General features: G+C 28.7%; 23 protein-coding genes. 17 read left to right on the forward strand and 6 right to left on the reverse strand.

The features are described 5' to 3' along the window. Window positions 1–232 precede the first annotated feature (232 nt). The 6 genes from H518_RS0110540 (at window position 233) to H518_RS0110565 (ending at window position 5,733) form a co-directional block, all read left to right on the forward strand. Window positions 233–784 (forward strand): 1-acyl-sn-glycerol-3-phosphate acyltransferase, encoded by a 552-nt coding sequence (locus tag H518_RS0110540; protein ID WP_028889013.1) that lies wholly within the window; start codon window positions 233–235, stop codon window positions 782–784. 349 nt (window positions 785–1,133) lie between these two features. Next, window positions 1,134–2,462 carry a DEAD/DEAH box helicase gene (locus H518_RS0110545; protein ID WP_028889014.1) on the forward strand — a complete coding sequence of 443 codons (1,329 nt, stop codon included), beginning with the start codon at window positions 1,134–1,136 and terminating at the stop codon, window positions 2,460–2,462. A gap of 77 nt (window positions 2,463–2,539) precedes the next feature. After that, window positions 2,540–2,731 (forward strand): cold-shock protein, encoded by a 192-nt coding sequence (locus H518_RS0110550; protein WP_028889015.1) that lies wholly within the window; start codon window positions 2,540–2,542, stop codon window positions 2,729–2,731. Between the two features lie 230 nt (window positions 2,732–2,961). Continuing rightward, window positions 2,962–3,426, forward strand: a complete 465-nt coding sequence (locus H518_RS0110555; protein ID WP_028889016.1) for a cold-shock protein — start codon at window positions 2,962–2,964, stop codon at window positions 3,424–3,426. Window positions 3,427–3,935: 509 nt separating this feature from the next. Then, window positions 3,936–5,471 carry an SDR family NAD(P)-dependent oxidoreductase gene (locus tag H518_RS0110560; RefSeq protein ID WP_028889017.1) on the forward strand — a complete coding sequence of 512 codons (1,536 nt, stop codon included), beginning with the start codon at window positions 3,936–3,938 and terminating at the stop codon, window positions 5,469–5,471. A 70-nt stretch (window positions 5,472–5,541) separates the two neighbouring features. Beyond that, window positions 5,542–5,733, forward strand: a complete 192-nt coding sequence (locus H518_RS0110565) for a cold-shock protein (protein ID WP_028889018.1) — start codon at window positions 5,542–5,544, stop codon at window positions 5,731–5,733. Between the two features lie 110 nt (window positions 5,734–5,843). On the opposite strand, the gene H518_RS0110570 is transcribed toward H518_RS0110565, so the two are convergent. The 4 genes from H518_RS0110570 to H518_RS0110585 all read right to left on the reverse strand — a co-directional run bounded on the left by H518_RS0110570 (window position 5,844) and on the right by H518_RS0110585 (window position 9,308). Then, window positions 5,844–7,004 carry an iron-containing alcohol dehydrogenase gene (locus H518_RS0110570; protein WP_028889019.1) on the reverse strand — a complete coding sequence of 387 codons (1,161 nt, stop codon included), beginning with the start codon at window positions 7,002–7,004 and terminating at the stop codon, window positions 5,844–5,846. A gap of 34 nt (window positions 7,005–7,038) precedes the next feature. Next, on the reverse strand, window positions 7,039–7,671 hold the full coding sequence (locus tag H518_RS0110575; protein ID WP_028889020.1) for an NAD(P)H-dependent oxidoreductase: 633 nt from the start codon (window positions 7,669–7,671) through the stop codon (window positions 7,039–7,041). 30 nt (window positions 7,672–7,701) lie between these two features. Beyond that, a complete protein-coding gene (locus H518_RS0110580; protein ID WP_028889021.1) occupies window positions 7,702–8,286 on the reverse strand; it encodes a TetR/AcrR family transcriptional regulator in 585 nt (194 codons plus the stop codon). Between the two features lie 119 nt (window positions 8,287–8,405). Then, the gene (locus H518_RS0110585) at window positions 8,406–9,308 is read right to left on the reverse strand and encodes an EamA family transporter (protein ID WP_028889022.1); all 903 of its coding nucleotides are present in this window, start codon (window positions 9,306–9,308) and stop codon (window positions 8,406–8,408) included. Window positions 9,309–9,769: 461 nt separating this feature from the next. Here H518_RS0110585 and H518_RS0110590 point away from each other — a divergent pair, with 461 nt between their 5' ends. Beyond that, window positions 9,770–10,390 (forward strand): hypothetical protein, encoded by a 621-nt coding sequence (locus H518_RS0110590; RefSeq protein WP_028889023.1) that lies wholly within the window; start codon window positions 9,770–9,772, stop codon window positions 10,388–10,390. Between the two features lie 28 nt (window positions 10,391–10,418). On the opposite strand, the gene H518_RS0110595 is transcribed toward H518_RS0110590, so the two are convergent. After that, window positions 10,419–10,859, reverse strand: coding sequence for a TlpA family protein disulfide reductase (locus H518_RS0110595; protein ID WP_028889024.1), 441 nt, complete (start codon window positions 10,857–10,859; stop codon window positions 10,419–10,421). Between the two features lie 200 nt (window positions 10,860–11,059). Between H518_RS0110595 and H518_RS0110600 the strand changes: the two genes are divergently transcribed. The 8 genes from H518_RS0110600 (at window position 11,060) to H518_RS0110635 (ending at window position 17,428) form a co-directional block, all read left to right on the forward strand. Beyond that, entirely contained in the window at window positions 11,060–12,937 is a 1,878-nt protein-coding gene (locus tag H518_RS0110600) for a sensor histidine kinase (protein ID WP_162143109.1), read from the forward strand. Next, a complete protein-coding gene (locus tag H518_RS0110605; protein ID WP_028889026.1) occupies window positions 12,934–13,581 on the forward strand; it encodes a response regulator transcription factor in 648 nt (215 codons plus the stop codon). Before H518_RS0110600 ends, H518_RS0110605 begins: the two co-directional genes overlap by 4 nt. Before the next feature lie 109 nt (window positions 13,582–13,690). Next, window positions 13,691–14,113 (forward strand): hypothetical protein, encoded by a 423-nt coding sequence (locus H518_RS0110610; protein ID WP_028889027.1) that lies wholly within the window; start codon window positions 13,691–13,693, stop codon window positions 14,111–14,113. 166 nt (window positions 14,114–14,279) lie between these two features. Continuing rightward, the gene (locus H518_RS0110615) at window positions 14,280–14,621 is read left to right on the forward strand and encodes a hypothetical protein (protein ID WP_028889028.1); all 342 of its coding nucleotides are present in this window, start codon (window positions 14,280–14,282) and stop codon (window positions 14,619–14,621) included. Window positions 14,622–14,689: 68 nt separating this feature from the next. Further along, window positions 14,690–15,421, forward strand: a complete 732-nt coding sequence (locus H518_RS0110620) for an SIMPL domain-containing protein (RefSeq protein WP_028889029.1) — start codon at window positions 14,690–14,692, stop codon at window positions 15,419–15,421. 2 nt (window positions 15,422–15,423) lie between these two features. Next, entirely contained in the window at window positions 15,424–15,987 is a 564-nt protein-coding gene (locus tag H518_RS0110625; protein WP_028889030.1) for a hypothetical protein, read from the forward strand. Window positions 15,988–16,338: 351 nt separating this feature from the next. Beyond that, complete coding sequence (gene yiaA / locus H518_RS0110630) at window positions 16,339–16,728, forward strand: inner membrane protein YiaA (protein WP_028889031.1); 390 nt, start codon at window positions 16,339–16,341, stop codon at window positions 16,726–16,728. A 277-nt stretch (window positions 16,729–17,005) separates the two neighbouring features. Further along, window positions 17,006–17,428 (forward strand): hypothetical protein, encoded by a 423-nt coding sequence (locus H518_RS0110635; protein ID WP_028889032.1) that lies wholly within the window; start codon window positions 17,006–17,008, stop codon window positions 17,426–17,428. Window positions 17,429–17,530: 102 nt separating this feature from the next. On the opposite strand, the gene H518_RS0110640 is transcribed toward H518_RS0110635, so the two are convergent. After that, on the reverse strand, window positions 17,531–17,992 hold the full coding sequence (locus H518_RS0110640) for an Lrp/AsnC family transcriptional regulator (RefSeq protein WP_028889033.1): 462 nt from the start codon (window positions 17,990–17,992) through the stop codon (window positions 17,531–17,533). A gap of 173 nt (window positions 17,993–18,165) precedes the next feature. Between H518_RS0110640 and H518_RS0110645 the strand changes: the two genes are divergently transcribed. Both H518_RS0110645 and H518_RS0110650 read left to right on the forward strand, forming a co-directional pair. Beyond that, window positions 18,166–19,098 (forward strand): NAD-dependent epimerase/dehydratase family protein, encoded by a 933-nt coding sequence (locus H518_RS0110645; RefSeq protein ID WP_028889034.1) that lies wholly within the window; start codon window positions 18,166–18,168, stop codon window positions 19,096–19,098. Between the two features lie 34 nt (window positions 19,099–19,132). Further along, window positions 19,133–19,975, forward strand: coding sequence for a YitT family protein (locus H518_RS0110650; RefSeq protein WP_028889035.1), 843 nt, complete (start codon window positions 19,133–19,135; stop codon window positions 19,973–19,975). Window positions 19,976–20,019 lie beyond the last annotated feature (44 nt).

The raw sequence follows: 20,019 nt of genomic DNA on the forward strand, positions 1-20,019 counted from the left end.
TATTTTAATTAAAGTACTTTTTAAATGTCTGGTTGAGCGAAGTCGAAACCTAATTAACAGGTGTATAGTTCTCATAATTTCGTTTGCTACTTTTAATAAAACTGTCATTTAATTTCAGAAATATTCAAAATAGATAATAAGAATAGATTAACCTTATACCAATTCGGATATAAAACAGTCTAGGTTTTTTACTAAAAAATAAAGATGTATTTTTGGCGTTTATTTATAATAGATGATATCTAAATTTATATTTACTACAATTTTAGGATGGAAGTTTAAAGGAGAATTTCCGAAAGAACTAAAAAAATATGTGTTAATTGGCGCTCCTCATACAAGTTGGAAAGACTTTCTTGTTGGATTGTTTTCAAAAAACATAACAGGTACAAAACTTAATTTTGTAGGAAAAAAATCATTGTTTAAACCACCTTTTGGGTTTATATTTAAGTCATTAGGCGGCGCTCCTATTGATAGAAGTAAAAGTACGAATGTAGTAGATGCTATTATTAATGTATTTAACTCTAAAGAAGAATTTCGTTTAGCAATTTCACCTGAGGGAACACGACAATTTGTAGAAAAATGGAAAACTGGATTTTATTATATTGCAACAGGTGCAAACGTACCGATTGTAATGCTAGGTTTCGATTTTGAGAACAAACAAGTACAATTATCAAAGCCTTTTTATCCGACTGGTGATATCAAAGCTGATTTTGCCCATTTTTTAACCTTTTACAAAAATATTAAAGGAGCAAAACCTGAGTTATTTAATAATGAAAATTTGTTGTAAACAGTTTTTTACATCGATATAAAAATCATTATTTAAAATTTATTCCATCATTATAGTATCTTTTAAAGCTTGTTTTTTTTACATGAAAATCTGCAATAAGTTTAGCTTATATATAATTAAATAACGTGAGTTCGATGTAAGAAAAAGGTGTCAGTTCGAGTGAAACTTTGAAAGAATTTAGTATCGAGAACAGTATTTTTCGCTTTTAAATTATATGATTGTCCAAGGAAAGGCACTCGAAAAAACAATTTATAAACGCAGATTTTTTATATCGAACTCACGTTAAATAAGAAACCTAATTGATAGTATTTCCTATTAAGTGTGATTATCTTTGCCAAAAATATTTTTTATGCCAAAGCAATTTTCAGATTTAGGAATTAATAAACAATTACAACAAAGTTTAGTTGATTTACATATTTCTGTACCAACAGATGTGCAAGAAAAAACAATTCCTGTTATTCTAAATCAAAAAGAAGATGTAGTTGTTTTAGCAAAAACAGGTACAGGTAAAACCGCAGCATTCGGATTACCTTTATTGCAATTGATTGATATTGAAGACACCAATGTACAAGCCTTAATACTAGCACCTACAAGAGAATTAGGTCAGCAGATTTATAAAAACTTAGTTTCTTTTGCAACCAATACACCTCAGGTAATTATAGCTTCATTATGTGGTGGTACACCAATTAAGCCTCAAATAGAGAGTTTAAAAGAAACAAATCATATTATCGTAGCAACACCAGGACGTTTATTAGATTTAGTAAAAAGAGGTGCAATAAGTATTAAAGAACTAAAATACTTTGTATTAGATGAAGCTGATGAAATGGTGAGTTCTTTAAAGGAAGAAGTAGATACCATTATAAAAGCGATACCAAAAACAAGAAGAACGTTGTTGTATACAGCAACAATGCCTGGAGCAATAAAGCAATTAATTCAAAATTACATGTCTAAACATGTAATTCAGATAGAAGCTGATATGACAACAGTTGGTCATCAAGGTATCGATCATCAATATGTAGTTGTTAAACCTATCGAAAAATTAGAAGTATTACTTCATTTCTTAAACTCTAAAGAAGGCGAACGAGGTATTATATTTTGTAAAACAAAAGCAGCTGTAAACAAATTAGCAAAAAACTTAGCTATTAATAAGTTTTCATCAGGTGCAATTCATGGTAGTTTAACCCAAGGAATTCGAGATAGAATTATGGGACAGTTTAGAGAAGGACATATAAATATTTTAGTAGCTACCGATTTGGCGGCTCGTGGTATTGATGTAAAAGATGTTTCTTACGTAGTAAATTATCATTTACCAGATACTTATGACACTTATGTTCATAGAAGCGGGCGAACGGCTAGGGCAGGAGCAAACGGACTTTCTTTAACTGTTTTACAAGAAGAAGAAGTAGAAGATATTGCAGATTTTGAAAAAGAATTAGGTATTGTTTTTAAACCTCTTAAAAAGGCAGATGCTAGAAGTATAGAAGAAAACAATGGACTATTATGGGCAAAAAAAATATTTAAAACCAAGCCTAATCGTAACGTTTCTGAAGATTTTAGAGCAAAAATAAAAACAATATTTCATCACTTAACAAAAGAAGAGTTAGTTGATAAATTAATGGCGAATTATTTAGCTGAAACAGGTGCTTTAAAAGAGAAATCAGAGAAAAATAAAAAATAATTTTATAAATGTAGTTTTATTGAAAATATCGTTACATCTTTGCATACAATTAGTATTATAAATTTAATTACATTACAATGAGTAAAGGAACAGTAAAGTTTTTCAATGAAACTAAAGGATTTGGTTTCATCACTGAAGAAGGAGTAGAAAAAGATCATTTTGTACACGTTTCAGGATTAATCGATGAAATTCGTGAAGGAGACGAAGTTGAATTTGATTTAAAAGAAGGAAATAAAGGACCAAATGCGGTTAACGTAAAAGTTATCTAAAAATATACTTTAAGTTTTAAAAGTCCATCGTAATTGATGGACTTTTTCTTTCCAAATAAAGAAGCAAACGTTTTTCAAGCTAAAATTCTAAAAATTAGTAAAAAAAACGTGAAAAAGTAAAATAAATTACGTAATTTATAATATATTGGGGCGATTAACATAAACTCCTTTAAAAAGGGGCTTAGGTCCTCATTCAAAATTAAAATTATAATTATATATTAACTAATCTTATGGCAAAATCTCAGCAATCATTTAACAAGAATGAAAAAGAGAAAAAGCGTTTAAAAAAACGTGAAGATAAACGAAAGAAAATGGAAGCTCGAAAGGCTGATATAAGAGAAAATGGTCCAACAGGAATTGAATTTGCATATACCGATGCTTATGGAAATTTAAGTTCTACTCCTCCGGATCCAGATCAAATAATAGAAGAAGTTAATTTAGAAGACATTCAAGTAAGTGTTCCTAAAACTTTAGAAGGAGATAGAGAAGCGTTTGATCCTGTTAGAAAAGGAACAGTTTCATTCTTTGATTCATCTAAAGGATTCGGTTTTATTATTGATTCTGCAGATCAAGAAAAATATTTTACACACGTAAGTGGTATTATTGATCAAATTACAGAGAATGATAAAGTAAGTTTCGAACTTGAAAAAGGTATGAAAGGTATGAATGCTGTAAAAGTAACATTAGTTAAATAACTAATATCTATTTTACGTATTCTACAACTTTTAAATTAAACCAATTATACGATAAGTATATAAGGTTTTAAAAACAAAAAAGAGATTAACCCTTAGGGTTAATCTCTTTTTTGTTTAATAATAACAGAGATCAGTAGGTAGATACGTGTTCTAAAGTGAATTTTAGACTAACTATGTCAGGTTGAACGCAGTCGAGACCTATTAACCATAGTTTAAAAGTTCTCTACCGTGCTCGAACAGACAAGTAATTTACTTATTATATACTAGAGATAAACACATCAGGCATATTATACAATACGTAATTACCTACTGACCTCTAAATAATAATATAGCCTTTGTATTTCTAAAATTATCATTCAATTTATAGTGATTTTATTATTATCGAATACTCAAAATAAATTGATTAAAAATAGCTAGTTTTGTGCCCTCGTAAATAATGTTATTATAAAGGAAGAAACTTTATAATAAGAAACATGTTTAAACAGTTAAAATTAAATAAGTAGTTTAGTATGAGTGAAAGTAAATTGAATTTAGACATTGAATCTTGTATTACTACACTACAAAAATTATTAGAGGATACCAATCAACTTTTTGAGCTTCCAGAAGCACAAAGAATAGCTTTATTTAAAGCAGCTGGTGAATTAACAAGACCCAATCGTGCTGAGTTTGAGCGTAGAAGAAAAGATGCTAAAAAAGCAGCAAAGCGTAAAATGATTGCTAAAGATACGCATGCAAGAAAATCTACAGGAATTAGATCTGCTAGAGAAGCTGCGTTATTTGTTGCTCCAAAATTACTAGCAGCAGCAGCAATACCAGAAGATACACCAGAACTAGAATCACCAAGAAACTGTTACGTTTGTAAAACAGTTTTTACTAAGTTACATCACTTTTATGATACGATGTGTACGGAATGTGGTGATTTAAATTACGCAAAACGTTTTCAAACAACCGATTTAAAAGATCAAGTAGCTGTTATTACAGGTTCTAGATTAAAAATTGGATATCATATAACTTTAATGCTATTACGTTCTGGAGCCACTGTAGTTGCTACAACACGTTTTCCTGCAGATTCTGCCATTCGTTTTGCTAAAGAAGATGATTATAAAGATTGGAGTAATCGTTTACATATTCATGGTTTAGATTTAAGACATATACCAAGTGTAGAAATTTTTTGTAACTATATTGAGCAAAAATATGATCGCTTAGATATTCTAATAAACAACGCAGCGCAAACAGTTAGAAGACCATCAGGCTTTTATTTCCATTTAATGGAAAATGAAAAGTTACCTGTTGATAAACTTCCAAAACTAGCACAAACACTTTTAAAAGATCATACTGCTTGTTTAGAAGAACTATCAAGCTTAAGTGTTTCTACTTCTAAAACAAGTAAAAACAATGTGTTACCAGTAACTTGGCATGGCCCTGAACCTGGTATTGGATTGCGTAATTCAGCAGAATTATCTCAAATCCCGTATAGTTTTGATAATTCGTTGCAAACAGCCGAAGTTTTTCCTGAAGGAGAATTAGATGCAGATTTACAACAAGTCGATTTAAGAAAAACAAATAGTTGGCGTTTACGATTAGGAGAAATAGAAACTACAGAAATGGTAGAGGTACAGTTGGTAAATGCTGTAGCTCCTTTTGTTTTATGTAATCGTTTGTCTAATTTAATGATGAAGGAAAATACAGGTAAAAAGCATATTATTAATGTAACAGCTATGGAAGGGAAATTCCATAGATTTAAAAAGGTAGATAGGCATCCACATACAAACATGGCAAAAGCTGCTTTAAATATGTTAACGCATACCTCTGCATCAACTTTTGCAAAGTCTGGAATTTATATGAATGCTGTTGATACAGGTTGGGTAACAGATGAAGATCCTGCTGAGTTATCAAAGAAAAAAGTTGAAGTACACGATTTTCAACCACCTCTTGATATTGTAGATGGTGCAGCTAGAGTAATGGACCCATTAATTGATGGTATTAATACAGGAAAACACTGGTGTGGTAAATTCTTAAAAGATTATTTTCCTATTGATTGGTAGGACTTATTAATTTTTTGGCATCATCTTTGCTTTTTAGTTAGTAATTATTAAAATAAAATAGAGTACCATTATGAGTAAAGGAACAGTAAAATTTTTCAACGAAACAAAAGGATTTGGATTTATTACGGAAGAAGGAGTTGAAAGAGATCACTTTGTACACATTTCAGGATTAATTGATGAAATTCGCGAAGGCGATGAAGTTGAATTTGATTTACAAGAAGGTAAAAAAGGATTAAATGCAGTTAACGTAAAAGTTATCTAGTATATATTACTTTAAGTTATTAAGAAAGCCCATCATTATTGATGGGCTTTTTATTTATAAATGAAATATCGTATCTCAGATAAAGTTAAAATAGATGCTTATTATACCAGTTAATAAGCCATTTTTACAATTTTTTCAACCTTTTCTGGTGATAAATTTTGATGTTCGCCTAAACCTAACCAACCACGATCGGTAAAACGTTTTGAAATTAACTCAGCAGTTCCTTCATAATCTTTAGTATAGTCAGATAATTTAGTATCAATACCCAATTCATGGAAAAAAGCAACTGTTTTTTCGATAGCAGCATTGGCTTTATCATCAATAGTGCCCTCTGTAATATTCCAAACACGCTCACCGTATTGTGCTAGCTTCTCTTTTTTATTTTCAAAATTAAAAGTATAATGACTTGGTGTAATTACAGCCAATGTTCGAGCATGATCGATACCAAATAAAGCCGTTAACTCATGGCCAATTGCATGAATAGCCCAATCTGTAGGTACTCCTTTTTGAATTAATCCGTTTAACGCCATTGTGCAACTCCACATAAAATTAGAAGCAGCTTTATAATCAGTAGCATCTTTTATAATTTTAGGAGCAACTTCAATTAAGGTTTGTAAAATACTCTCAGCAAATCTATCCTGTAGTAAAGCACCAATAGGGTAAGTCATATATTGTTCTAAAACATGTGTAAAAGCATCTGCTAATCCATTTGCTAATTGACGTTTTGGAATAGAAGTGATAACTAAAGGATCTAATATTGAAAACTCAGGAAATAAACCAGGACCTCCCATTGCTAGTTTTTCTTTAGTTTCTTTTCGTGTAATTACAGCTCCAGAATTCATTTCAGAACCTGTTGCGGGTAATGTTAGTACAGTACCAAAAGGCATTCCTTTTTCAATTCTAATTTTTTTAGTTAAAATATCCCAAGGAGTTTCATCATTATAAAGCGCTGCAGCAGATAAAAATTTAGTACCATCAATTACAGAACCACCACCAACAGCTAATAGATAAGTAATATTTTCGTCTTTAATTACTTTTAAAGCATCCATTAAAACAGCGTATTCTGGGTTTGCAGGTATCCCTCCAAATTCAATAACGTTTACTTTAGATAAAGCAGTTTTTACTTGATTGTAAATTCCGTTTTTCTTTATACTCCCGCCACCAAAAAGTAATAATACTTTTGCGTCTTTAGGAATCTCACTTTCTATTTTTTCTATGGAGTCCTTACCGAAAATAATTTTGGTAGGATTTTTAAAATCAAAATTGTTCATTTTTAACTTCTTTAGATATTTTTATAGATGATAATTACTCAATAACAGTAACTAATTCTTCAATTGGTTTTCTAACTTTTACTAAGTTAACTAACCAGTCAGCATCTTCTTTTCTGTAGCCTATTGGTAATAATACAGCACTACGTAATCCTTTTTCACGTAAACCTAAAATTTTATCAACTGCATCAGGTTCAAAACCTTCAATAGGTGTTGCATCTACACCTTCGTATGCAGCAGCAATAATCGCGTGAGAAAAAGCAATGTAAGCTTGTTTTGCCGCATGATTAAAGTTTTCTTCAGCATCTTTTTGAGGATACATACCTAATAACATTTTACGATAGTTTTCCCATCCTTCATTTTCAAAGCCACGAATTTTGTTTGTTAAATCAAACATATAGTTAATTCTATCTTCAGTATAAGTATCCCAAGCAGCGAAAACAAGTAAGTGCGAACAATCTGTAATAACAGCTTGATTCCAAGCTACAGGTTTAATTTGTTCTTTAATATCTTTACTTTTTACCACAAAAACTTCAAAAGGTTGTAATCCGCTAGAGGTAGGAGCTAATCGAGCAGCTTCTAAAATACGCGCTATTTTATCTTCAGCAACTTTTTCACCATTCATAGCTTTTGCTGCATATCTCCAATTTAATTTATCTAATAATTCCATTTTTATATACTTTATTTATAATATTCTAATTTATTTGCAAGTTTTAATACTACTCCAAGCAGACTGATATGCTTCTTCTAAATGTGTTTTATCTAATTGAAAGGAACCACGTTTTTGTGTAATCATTAAAAAAGATAATGGATTTATAGAATATGCATACAGTAAGTAATCAGATAAAGGTTTAATAACACCTTCCTTTTTACCACGTGCCCAAAGATCGAGTAGGGGCTGTAGGTGTTTAATACCTTCGTTTCTGCATTCTTCATCTATGACAGGAGTATTGTCACATTGTGCTAAGAACATTGCTTTTTCACATTCTTTAAGTTTAAAATCTGCAATACGTTTCCATATAAGTTCAAAACCATCTTTAACGGTGGTATTTTCATTGTAAGTTTTAAAAGCATAAGTTGTATACTCTTCTTTAACCTCTATGTAGGTTTTATTTACCAAATCTTGCTTGTTTTCAAAATATAAGTAAATAGTAGCAGGTGAAACGTTTGCCATTTTTGCTATTTTACTCATTGGTGTTGCATGAAAACCATTGTTATTAACGAGTTTTATTGTAGCTTTAATTAAAGCGTTACGTTTATCTATACTTTTTTGAAGTTTCACCATTATGCATATTTATAATGCAAAGATATAAACAAAAATGAACGTTCATTCTTTTTTAACATAACTTTAAAATTCTAAAAGAAACTTAGATGAGATAGGTAGTAAATAGGGCTCTTTTATGATTAATTTGAATATAAAATTAAAAATACGCCAATCATAATACCGATTAAGGGTATTAATTTTTTACGCTTATTTTTTTCTTTAAATACTAAGCCACCAATAACAACAGCAATTAGTATTTGACTTCTTTTTATAGCGGAAAGTAGCATAATTAAAGCCTCAGGATCTTGCAAAGCTTTAAAATAAAAATAGTCTGCTGCTTGTAATAAAACTCCCACAGCAATAATAGACCAACGAAATTTAAAAGCTTTTCGTTTTTTAGCATACGGAAACCAGGTAATCGTTAAGATAACTAGCAAAATGAGTATTGTATATAAACAAAACCAAAACTGTAAAGTTTGTGGGTTTAATTGTAAATTCTGAATTAAAAACTTATCATATAATCCGCTTGAAGCACCTAAAAAAGTAGCTCCTATAATGGCGAAAATCCATTTGTTCCGTTTAAAGTTAATTCCTTCTTTTTTTCCAATTTGTGAATACAAAAGCACTGAAAAAATGATTAAGAAAAAACCAATCCATTGGTGTAAATTAGGACTTTCTTTATAAATAACAATAGCGCCTATAAAGGTGAAAAATGGACCTGCAGAGCGTATTGGTGTAACAATAGTTATGGGCAAATGTTTTAGCGCTTGATATGCTAAAATCCAAGAACTTGCCATAATTGCCGATTTTATAAAAATAAAACCATGTGTTTGCCAAGAAACATTCTGAAAATTGTATCCCTTTTCAAGCGCATAGTCAGGATAAAAAACAGCAAAAACATAAAAAGCAGCAATAAATAAAAAACCACTAGAAATGGTTCCTAAAAGTACCGGAAATACTTCATTGCCTTGTACTGCATGTTTTTTACATAAATTATGTAATCCTAAAAAAAGCGCTGCTAATAAACCTAAATACATCCACATGCTGCGAATATAGTTTTTTAAAGGAATTTTTTTAGAGCTCGGTAGATAATTACCTATATTTTAATTGAAAAAACATGAGGAATGTCTGGTTAAGCGCTCGAAACCTGTTTTTTAGTGGCTAATAGTTCTCGAAACTTCGTTTACTGCTTTCAATCAAACTGTCTTTTGATTTCAGCAATGCTCGAATTGATAACAAGGGGCACATTACTCTGTTTAAAACCTGTTGCTTAATGATATTCATTTAACTACTAATCTCTAGTATTTTTTAATTAGAATGTTCTATTACTTTTATTAAACGAACTAATATTTAGTTATTCTAACTTTCTTAATCTATAAGTATACTATAATGTACTTCATAACAGAAAATTAAACGCTTATAACATTTACGAGTTCTTATAAAGGTTAATTTTTTAATTTTAATATGTAAAAATTAATTTTTTCTAAATAAACTCAATAAACTCATGGATAACATAAAATTAAACTTTATTAATAGATCAAATGATATTAACAACAGTGAAATTGTAATCTTTCAAAAAAATGTAGCTCAAAATTTCGATGAAACGGTGGTTGCCTGGAAAGTAATTAAAAACTGTGGTAGAAATGATAATCACCCGTTTACATATACAATGGAAATTCAAGTATCAGCAAGTGATTCATACGGAAATTATAGCCCTAAGTTAACTGCTTATAATGGTAATGCTTTTGAGATGATTAAAGACACATCGGGAGATGTACTTAGGCTTTCTTCAACTTCAGCTACAAATGCAAATGAAGTTGAAATTATAAATAAATTAACTGTTGGCGCTATTAATGCTAACTGTTATAGAGATGGAAGTTTAGTAGCTATAAAAACAAATTTAGCTCCAGAACAAAAAGCTTTCTTTGAATTTCAACCAACAATTTTTATAGGAGTTGTTTCTCAAGTTGATGAAGGAGAAGTTTTAAACTCAGCTATAGTCTCAGAAATTAATACAAAATTTAATTTACTTGGTATTACAAGTGCTGATATTGTAATGACAGGAGGAGGTGTAGGTAAAAACGCTACACCGTTTTATTTTACTTTAGAGAATATAAATAAATAGAGGTAATTATTTTTTATAAAGATTTACTCTAATTTGCTTCCACTAGACTTTCTAATGCGTAATACAATCTGTTTTGCGCATTTTTTTGTGAACCAAAAATAGACCTAAATAATTCTCCATTCTTAGAAATAAGCAACCATTGTGGTGTTCCTTCAGCGTTAAATTGGTCGTATACTTTGTGATGTTCATCTATATAAATAGGAAATGGATTTTCACCACTCGTAAAAATGCTTTTAATTGAAGCTTTTGTACCCTCTCTATTTACAAAATCAGCATGAATTCCTACAACTTTAATCGATGGATATTTAAGCTGAAACTCATAAGCTAAAGGAATTGCACGCCCTGTACACCCTAAACAATCATTGTTATATATAATTAGCAATAACACTTCATTTTTATAAGAAGTCATTAAATCTATTTCAGTTCCATTTAAATTTTTAACAAGTATCGTTTGTATTTTGCTATTCATTTAATTTTTCTCTTATTATAATAGGGCTTACAAATTTAAGTGTTTTATGCTTTAAGATTTCCAGAATCATGTTAAAAACCCTGAAAACCGTGAAGTTATTGTTTTTTATATAGTTTAATATTGTTACTCAATAAAATAGTTTTGTTATATTTTTGCATTAAATGAATCAATTTACCAATTACATATCTAAAATTTTTATAGTGTTTCTTTTTCTTTTGGCACCAGTACTTTGTGCTCAGAATAAAGATAACTTTGTAATGTTTGGTCATACACCAAGAGTAGTTAATCGACAATTATATAAATCTTTGTATAATGCTAAAGAACCAAAGGAAAAACTTGTTCTTTTAGACAGTATTGCTACACTATTTTTACGATCAAATAATGCGGATTCTCTTTTTTATTACGGAACAACAATAAAAAACGAACTTTTTAACTTAAAAAAGGTAGGTAAACTTAAAGATAAGTACGAATTAAAAGGACTTCTTTACAAAGGTTTAGGGTCTCAAAACATGGGGTTTCTAGAGGAGTCTATAGGTTATTTTATAAAGGGAATTACGTTAGCTAAAAAGGATGGCTTGGTATTTCAACGTTTTCAGTTAGCCTTAGCTGATACTTACATTTTAAAAAGAGATACCTTAAAACTTAAAAATATTTTAGATGAGTTAAAGCCTATTTGTAATACTGAACCGTTATTAGTTTATTATAAAATAGCAGCATCTAATTATAACATATTAACTAAGCAGCCTGCTAAAGCAAAAACAATAATTAAAGCAGCTCTAAAAACTATCAACAAAAATAAATTCCCTAAAATTTATTTAAGATTAAAAGCTGCCTTAGCTATGTTAATCTCTTTTGAAGGTAAGTTTGATGAAGCGTTGTCAATTTTTTCTAAAATAAAACAAGAAACCTTAGCTAATGGTTATTATGATATTTATATTTCTATAACCTTAAATCAAGGAGGAATTTATCAGCGTTCTAAAAACTATGACGTTGCTGAAATGGTGCTTTCTTCAGCGTATGTTAATTCTGTACAATGGAATCAATTAAATTTACAGAAAAAAATAATTAGAGCTTTAGTACAGCTTTACGTAACAAAAGAAGATTTTAAAAATGCCTATAATTTAAAAACTCAATTAGAAAGTGTAAATCGTAAAATTATAAAGAATCAAAATTTACGTTACATTAGAAATTTAGAGTTTAAATACGAAACATTAAAAAAGGAGAAAAAAATAAGTAAATTACAAGAAGATCAAGTAAAAAAAGAAACAGAAATTGAATATCAAAAAACAATAAAATATTCAATTCTTATTGGTTTTTTTATAATTCTTATTCCTATAATTTTATTTTTAATCGTTTATTATCAAAAGCTTCAAACTCAAAGTTTACTTAATAAACAACAAGAAGCGCTACGTCAAAAAGAAATGACATCAATACTACAAGCACAAGAGTTAGAATTGATAAAAAATACGATTATTGTTCAAAACAAAGAAAGAGATCGTATTGCTAGAGAATTACATGATAGTATAGGAGGAAATATTGCAGGTATAAAGCTACAAATGAATAATTTAATAGATAGTAACCCTGAAGTAAGCTCATTGCTTGAACAATTAGAAAAAACGTACCAACATGTTAGAGATATTTCTCACAGTTTAATTCCTGATGAGTTTAAAGAAAACAACTTTACTGTTTTAGTAAAAAACTACATAGCAACATTAAATCAAAATAATACCGTACTTATTAATTTTGAGGCGTACCCAGAAAAAACGGTTAATGCTTTAAATTACACGTTACAATCTAATTTATTAAATATTATAAAAGAGCTTATTACAAATGCTTTTAAACATGCGAATGCAGTTGAAATAGATTTACAAATAAGTATACTTAAAAACGAAAATAGTATTGAGCTTTTATATGAAGATGATGGTATTGGTTTTGATTTAGAAAAGACGAATAAAGGAATTGGTATACAAAATATAGAGCATCGAGTTAAAATTTTTAAAGGTGTTTTTTCAATAGACTCGGCATTAAATAGGGGTACAGTAATAACTATTAGCATTCCGCAACAAGATAAATTATGACAACAGAATATTCTATAATAATAGCAGATGACCATACGATGTTTTTAGATGGTTTACGTAGTATTCTTTCTGAAGAAAAAAACATTACAATTATATTAGCAGCAACAAAAGGAACACAGGTTCTTAAATATTTACAAGTTAACCCTGTGCCAGCAATTGATTTAGTGATTACTGATATTAATATGCCAGAGATGGATGGTATTGAGTTAAATAAAGCTATTAAAGAGCAATTTCCTAAAGTAAAAACTTTAGTTGTTAGTATGCTAGAGGAACCAGAAAAAATTCAAAATTTAATTGATACAGATGCGAATGGTTACTTATCTAAAAATGCTGAAAAATCTGAACTATTAAAAGCTATTAAAACTATTTTAAAAGGGGAGAATTATTTTTCTTCAAGAATAAAAAATATATTAATGGAAGCAATGTTTGCATCCAAATCAAAACCTCAAATATCTTTAACTAAAAGAGAAAGAGAAGTTTTAAAGCTCATTGCAAAAGAGTTTACTACTAAAGAAATTGCCACTCAATTATTTTTAAGTACACATACTATAGAGAGTTATCGAAAAAATTTAATATCAAAATTAAGTGTACGTAACATCGCTGGATTAACCCGTTATGCTATAGAACAAGGCATTATAGATTAGTTGACTCCCTGAAAGTAGGGTATTCAATTTCACTACTATTGGTCTAAAATAGGGCTGAAAAATCGTGCAACTTTGCAGTGTAACTAATTAATCAATAAAAATAAAAAATATGTTTTACGGAATTCAATTAATCCTATTAAGTATTATCGCAGTACCATCATTAATTTTAGCTAAGAAACCAAATGCAAAAGAATTATTAGACAAAATTGAACCTTATCAAGGTTGGATTGGTTTAATTTTCTGTTTAGGTGGTGTTTGGGGTATTATCTCATCAGTATTAAATTTAGGATGGTTAACTTCATATCCAATCTGGTGGATTACTCTTTTAGCAGGAAGTGTTGTTCAAGCTGTTTTAGGATTTATGTTAGGATTTGGTATGATAAATAAATTAATATTAAGTAAAAACGAAGCTGCACAACAAAAAGCAGAAGAGTTAAGAGAAAAATTAGCTCCAAAATTAGGGAAGTTAGGAGTATTCGGACTTATTGTAGGAGGTTGGATGATCGTAGCATCATTACTTTTCTTCATGTAAGCAAAACATTTTTTTGAAAAAGAAGGGGAATCTAAAATAAATATTTTTTTAGATTACATAAAAACCTGTATAGTTTATAATTATACAGGTTTGTTGTTTTTAAAAATTGCTATGAATTTAAATTACTACACCCTTTATACCATATAGGTTCTTATATATTACTATGATGAATATAAATAAACTTACATACTTTATAATCATAATACTAAGTATTGTTTCTTGTACAACAACTTATAAGAAATATAGTTCGAATAAAGTTAAAGATGCTTTTATCGTTAATTCATCTCCTACATTTAAAGGATACTATTATCAAGGATCTGATAATGATTTTCATTACTTTATAAGTAAATGGAAGTGGCATAAGAATAAATACTTTAAGCTAGCAAAAGAAGAGCTTAAAGTAATTGATAACTATGATTTTAACCTAAAAGAGTTAAAGGTTGATTTAATAAAAACTGACAATAAATTTGGAAGTAATAAGTTTTATAAACTTTACGTTGCTAAGTAACTAAAAACATTGTCTTTAGAAGAATTATAAAACTAATATATACGTTAAACTAATAAAAAATTAATAATATGAAAGAATATACAAATGCTATAATTTTTGGAATTGCAATAGTTGCATCTTCAATCTTCTTAGGAAAAGCATATACAGATAGAAATAAAGTTGAAGGAGAAATTCAGGTAACAGGATTAGGGAAAACTGACTTTTCTTCTGATTTGATAGTTTGGGAAGGTAGTTTTGGGGCGGAAGATGCAGATGTAAAACAAGCATATTTAACTTTAGAAAAAAATAAAGCTACGGTAAATGCATATCTAGCTAAAAAAGGAATTAAAACAGCACAACTTATTTATAGTGCTGTAAAAACAAATGAAAAAAGTAAACAACTATATTCTTCAGACGGAAATTTTATGGGGAATGAGTTTGTTGGATATGAATTAACTCAAACTGTTCAAATAGAATCTAAAGAAGTTGATAAAATTGAAAAAATATCTAGAGAAATTACAGAGTTATTAAACCAAGGAGTTCAATTTTATTCAGAATCACCAAGATACTATTATACTAAACTTGCCGATCTTAAAATTAAAATGATATCAAAAGCAACTGAAGATGCCAGGTTACGAGCAGAAAATATATCTAAATTTTCTGGTGGAAAATTAGGCGAATTAGAGTCAGCTAAAATGGGAATATTTCAAATTACTGGGCAAAATTCAAAAGAAAATTATTCTTGGGGTGGTACTTTTAATACAAGTTCTAGAGAAAAAACAGCTTCAATTACAATGAAATTGATATATAAAGTGGACTAATTATGCAAATAGTTAAACAATCATTATATCTATTATTTTTTTGTTGCCTAATTACTTCTTGTACTACCATTATTACGAATAATAATAGTAATGAGAATGATGAATATGAGAAAGTTAGAAATTTAATTAACGAAGTTTACAAAACTCCTTATCCCTATAGAAATAGCAAATTAAAGAATGAAGTGTTTTCAGAAAATTTGTTATCCTTAATTTCAGAGGCTAGGGTAGTTGAAAAAAAATCGAGTGAACGTATTCCAGAAAGCGAACGCAGAAATATTAAACCAATTTTTTTAATAGAAAGTGAAATTTTCGCAAGTTTGTATGAAGGATATGTATCTCATTCAATTAAAAAAATAACCCTTGATAAAAATAAATATCTGATTGATATAGAGTTCATTAATGATTTACATGCTACTAAAGAAGTATGGATAGATAAACTTATCATTATTAAAGAAAATGATTTGAAATTAGATAATGTTATTTATAACAAAGAGAAAACTGGTGTAAAAGATTTAAAGAGTTTTTTAGCAAGTTTTAATGAAGAGTTTTATAAAAGTATTAAATAAATTGACTGAAAATAAATAGTTAAGAATTACAATAAAGATAAGGTTTAACTAATTTTTTACTTGAAAAAGGTAAATGCTATCATCTAAATTAAGTATTTAACTCTTCGTGCCATTTTTTTATTCATTTTTAGATAGTTTTAACAGTGAAAAAAATATAGCTAGTAATTATTAGCTATATTCACCTATGCTTTGAAAAAGACAATACAAGTAAAATATAACTACCAATTGTATTGTAAATAGTTGTTGCGCTATGAGTCAAAAATAGAATAACTAAAGAAAAATTTACTTTAATAGTTATTTTTTTGAACCTTTTTTAAGCATAAATTTCTTGAAAAACTAAAAAAAATAATTATGAAACAAAAAACATCAAGTGCATTTGTAGCTGCTTCGTGGGTTGCATTAGGAACCGGAGCATTAGGGTATTTAATCGGCCTTTGGAGGTCTGATATGTTATTAAACGAAAAAGGATATTATTTTACTGTTTTAATGTTTGGCCTTTTTTCAGTGGTATCACTTCAAAAAAGTGTTCGAGACAAACTCGAAGACCTTCCGGTAACAGATATTTATTATAGTATATGTTGGTTTGCTACAATTTTATCAATTGTTCTGTTAATTATTGGTCTTTGGAATGCAACATTATTACCTAGTGAAAAAGGTTTTTATGCATTTGCCTTTTTGTTAGCCCTTTTTGGAGCTATTACAGTACAAAAAAATACTCGAGATAATTTATTAGCAAACTAATAACATTTCTGTATAAACAGGTGTACACAACTACTTAAAAATAAAGTACATATTAAAATAAAAAAAACTCTCTCTTAATTAAAATAGGAGGGAGTTTCTTTTTTTAATGTTTGTATACATACTAGGTATTTCGCTGAAAATTGATTTTTTAAAAGACGAATCTAAAAACGCCCCCCTGAAAGTAGGGTATTCAATTTCACTGTATATGGTCTAAAATAGGACTGTAAAATCACGCAACTTTGCAGTGTAACTAATTAATCAATAAAAATAAAAAAATATGTTTTACGGAATTCAATTAATCCTATTAAGTATCATCGCAGTACCATCATTAATTTTGGCTAAGAAACCAAATGCAAAAGAGTTATTAGACAAAATTGAGCCTTACCAAGGTTGGATTGGTTTAATTTTCTGTTTAGGTGGTGTTTGGGGTATTATCTCATCAATATTAAACTTAGGATGGTTAACTTCATATCCAATCTGGTGGATTACTCTTTTAGCAGGAAGTGTTGTTCAAGCTGTTTTAGGATTTATGTTAGGATTTGGTATGATAAATAAATTAATATTAAGCAAAAACGAAGCTGCACAACAAAAAGCAGAAGAGTTAAGAGAAAAATTAGCTCCAAAATTAGGAAAATTAGGAGTATTCGGACTTATTGTAGGAGGTTGGATGATCGTAGCATCATTACTTTTCTTCATGTAAGCTAAACAATTTTTGAAAAAGAAGGGAGTCTAAAATAAGTATGTTTTAGGTTATTTAAAACCTGTATAGTTTATGACTATGCAGGTTTTTTTTATGGATATTTTATAAATAATATTCCGTTTTATCTATTATATTTTTTAAAACAAAATAACTTTCAAGAATACCTATATTGTCTATTTTAGAGAGTTTTAAGCGAATAAAATCATGGTAATCTTCAATGCTTTGTAAGTTAATATGTAAGAAAAAATCTACTTTTCCTGCCATGTGATAGCATTTTTGAACCTCTTTTAACTCTTTAATTTGTGCTTCAAATTTATCAATAAAACCCTCGTCATGATAACGAAGTGTAACCATACATATAGCCGTAACAGGTATATTTATTCGTTTTTTATCTAAAATAGCTACATACTTTTTAATCACATTTAATTTCTCTAAACGTCTAATTCTTTCATAAATAGGAGATATCGTTAAGTTTAGAGTTTCAGAAATTTCTTTAGCTGTTTTTTTACAATCAGCCTGTAAAATTCTTAATATTTTTAAATCAGTTTCATCTAGTTTCATCATGTGTCTACAGTAAAAATTACTTTTTGAAATAAGCAACAACCTCTTAAAAAGTAATAATTATTTAATATTATAATTAAAAAGATAAAATTACTTATTTTAAGTAAGATTAAAGTTATTATTACTTCTAAATAACAGATATGTATATTTTTGTACTGAATTAAATTAATTAGAACATGAAGATATTAGTTACAGGAGCAGGAGGGCAGTTAGGTACCGTATTAACCACATCATTAAAAGAAAAATATGGTAAAGATGCCGTAATAGCTTCAGATATAGTTAAAATTGAAGGTTATGAAGGTGTTTTTGAATTGTTAGACGCTACAGATGAAGCTGGCTTAACTAAGATCGTAACAACACATAATGTTACTGAAATATACCATTTAGCAGCAATTTTATCTGCCAACGGTGAGAAAAACCCAATACAAACATGGGATATTAATTTAAAATCATTGTTTAATGTTTTACAGGTTTCTGTAAATCAAAAAATAGAAAAAGTGTTTTTTCCTAGCTCAATAGCAGTTTATGGGCCAACAGCTCCAAAATTAGACACAAAACAAGATGCTTATTTAGATCCAACAACTGTTTATGGTATTAGTAAAGCAGCCGGTGAACATTGGGCGCAGTATTATTTTTTAAGATATGGTTTAGATGTACGCTCAATAAGATATCCTGGTGTTGTAGGGTACCAATCTTTACCAGGTGGTGGAACTACAGATTATGCTGTAGATATTTACCATAAAGCAATTAATAATGAAGATTTTACTTGTTATTTAAAAGAAGATGCTTGCTTACCAATGATTTATATTGATGATGCAATTAGAGCAACTCTAGAGGTTATGGAAGCGCCTAAATCGCAAATAAAAGTTAGAACTTCATATAATCTTGCAGGTGTTAGTTTTACACCAAAAGAAATAACGGATTCTATATTAAAATGGTATCCTGATTTTAAAGTTGAATACACTCCTGATTTTAGACAAGATATTGCCGATTCATGGCCAGCATCAATAAATGATACTCCTGCTAGAGAAGATTGGAACTGGAAGCCTAAGTACGATTTAGAGGCAATGACCAAAGAAATGATCACACAATTAAAAAAACAAGAGTAAGTTTTTTAAATACTTATAAAAAAAGCTAATTATAATGGAAAACAAAAGGATAAGTGCCGAGCTTAAAAATTATGGACTAGTGTTTATTGGCGCTATTGTAGTTGCTTTAGCCTTTGGGTTATTTATAGTGCCTTATAAGATTGTTCCTGGTGGTGTTTTTGGTTTAGGAATTGTTATTAGTGAACTCTTAGGTTTTTCATCTGTAGGTATTATAGCACTGTGTATTAATATTCCTTTATTGTTATTGGGAACTTGTTTTTTAGGAAAAAAGGCTGGACTTAAAACAGCTTTTTTTATGATTTTATCTTCGTTTCTATTAGATTTTTTATTAATGATAACTAAAAGTAAAATTATAGTTAATGACGTATTATTATCATCAATTTTTGGCGGTATTTTAGTAGGTATAACAATATTTTTAGTAAAAAAAGCAGGTGCAACAACAGGCGGACAAGATATTATTGCTAGAATTTTATCTCCAAAAATAAATGTTGATTTTAATAAATTGATACTTATTATTGATGCAATAATTATAGTGTTTGGGGTTTTTACTTTTGGAGATTATACAATGGCTACTTATTGTTTAATTACAATTATAGCCACAAGTAAAACAATTGAACATTTTATGAAACAAGATGTTCAGAATAAAACAGTGTTAGTTTTTTCTAAAAAGAATCATATAGTTCAAAAAAACATCACAAATAATAAAATTATTTATAAAAATTTAATTAAAATAATTCATAAAGATTCTGATGAAAAAATGATTTTAATTACAAAAAATAATAAAAACTTATCTGTAATTGAAGCTGTTATTTATAATTCAGACCCTGAAGCTCAAATAATAACACTCGAATCTAATTTCAGCTTAGGAAACATCTAAAATCATTTCTAATTTAAAATAACCGTAATAAAGCTACCTTTTTT

The organism is Tenacibaculum ovolyticum DSM 18103 (assembly GCF_000430545.1).
Lineage (GTDB): Bacteria > Bacteroidota > Bacteroidia > Flavobacteriales > Flavobacteriaceae > Polaribacter > Polaribacter ovolyticus.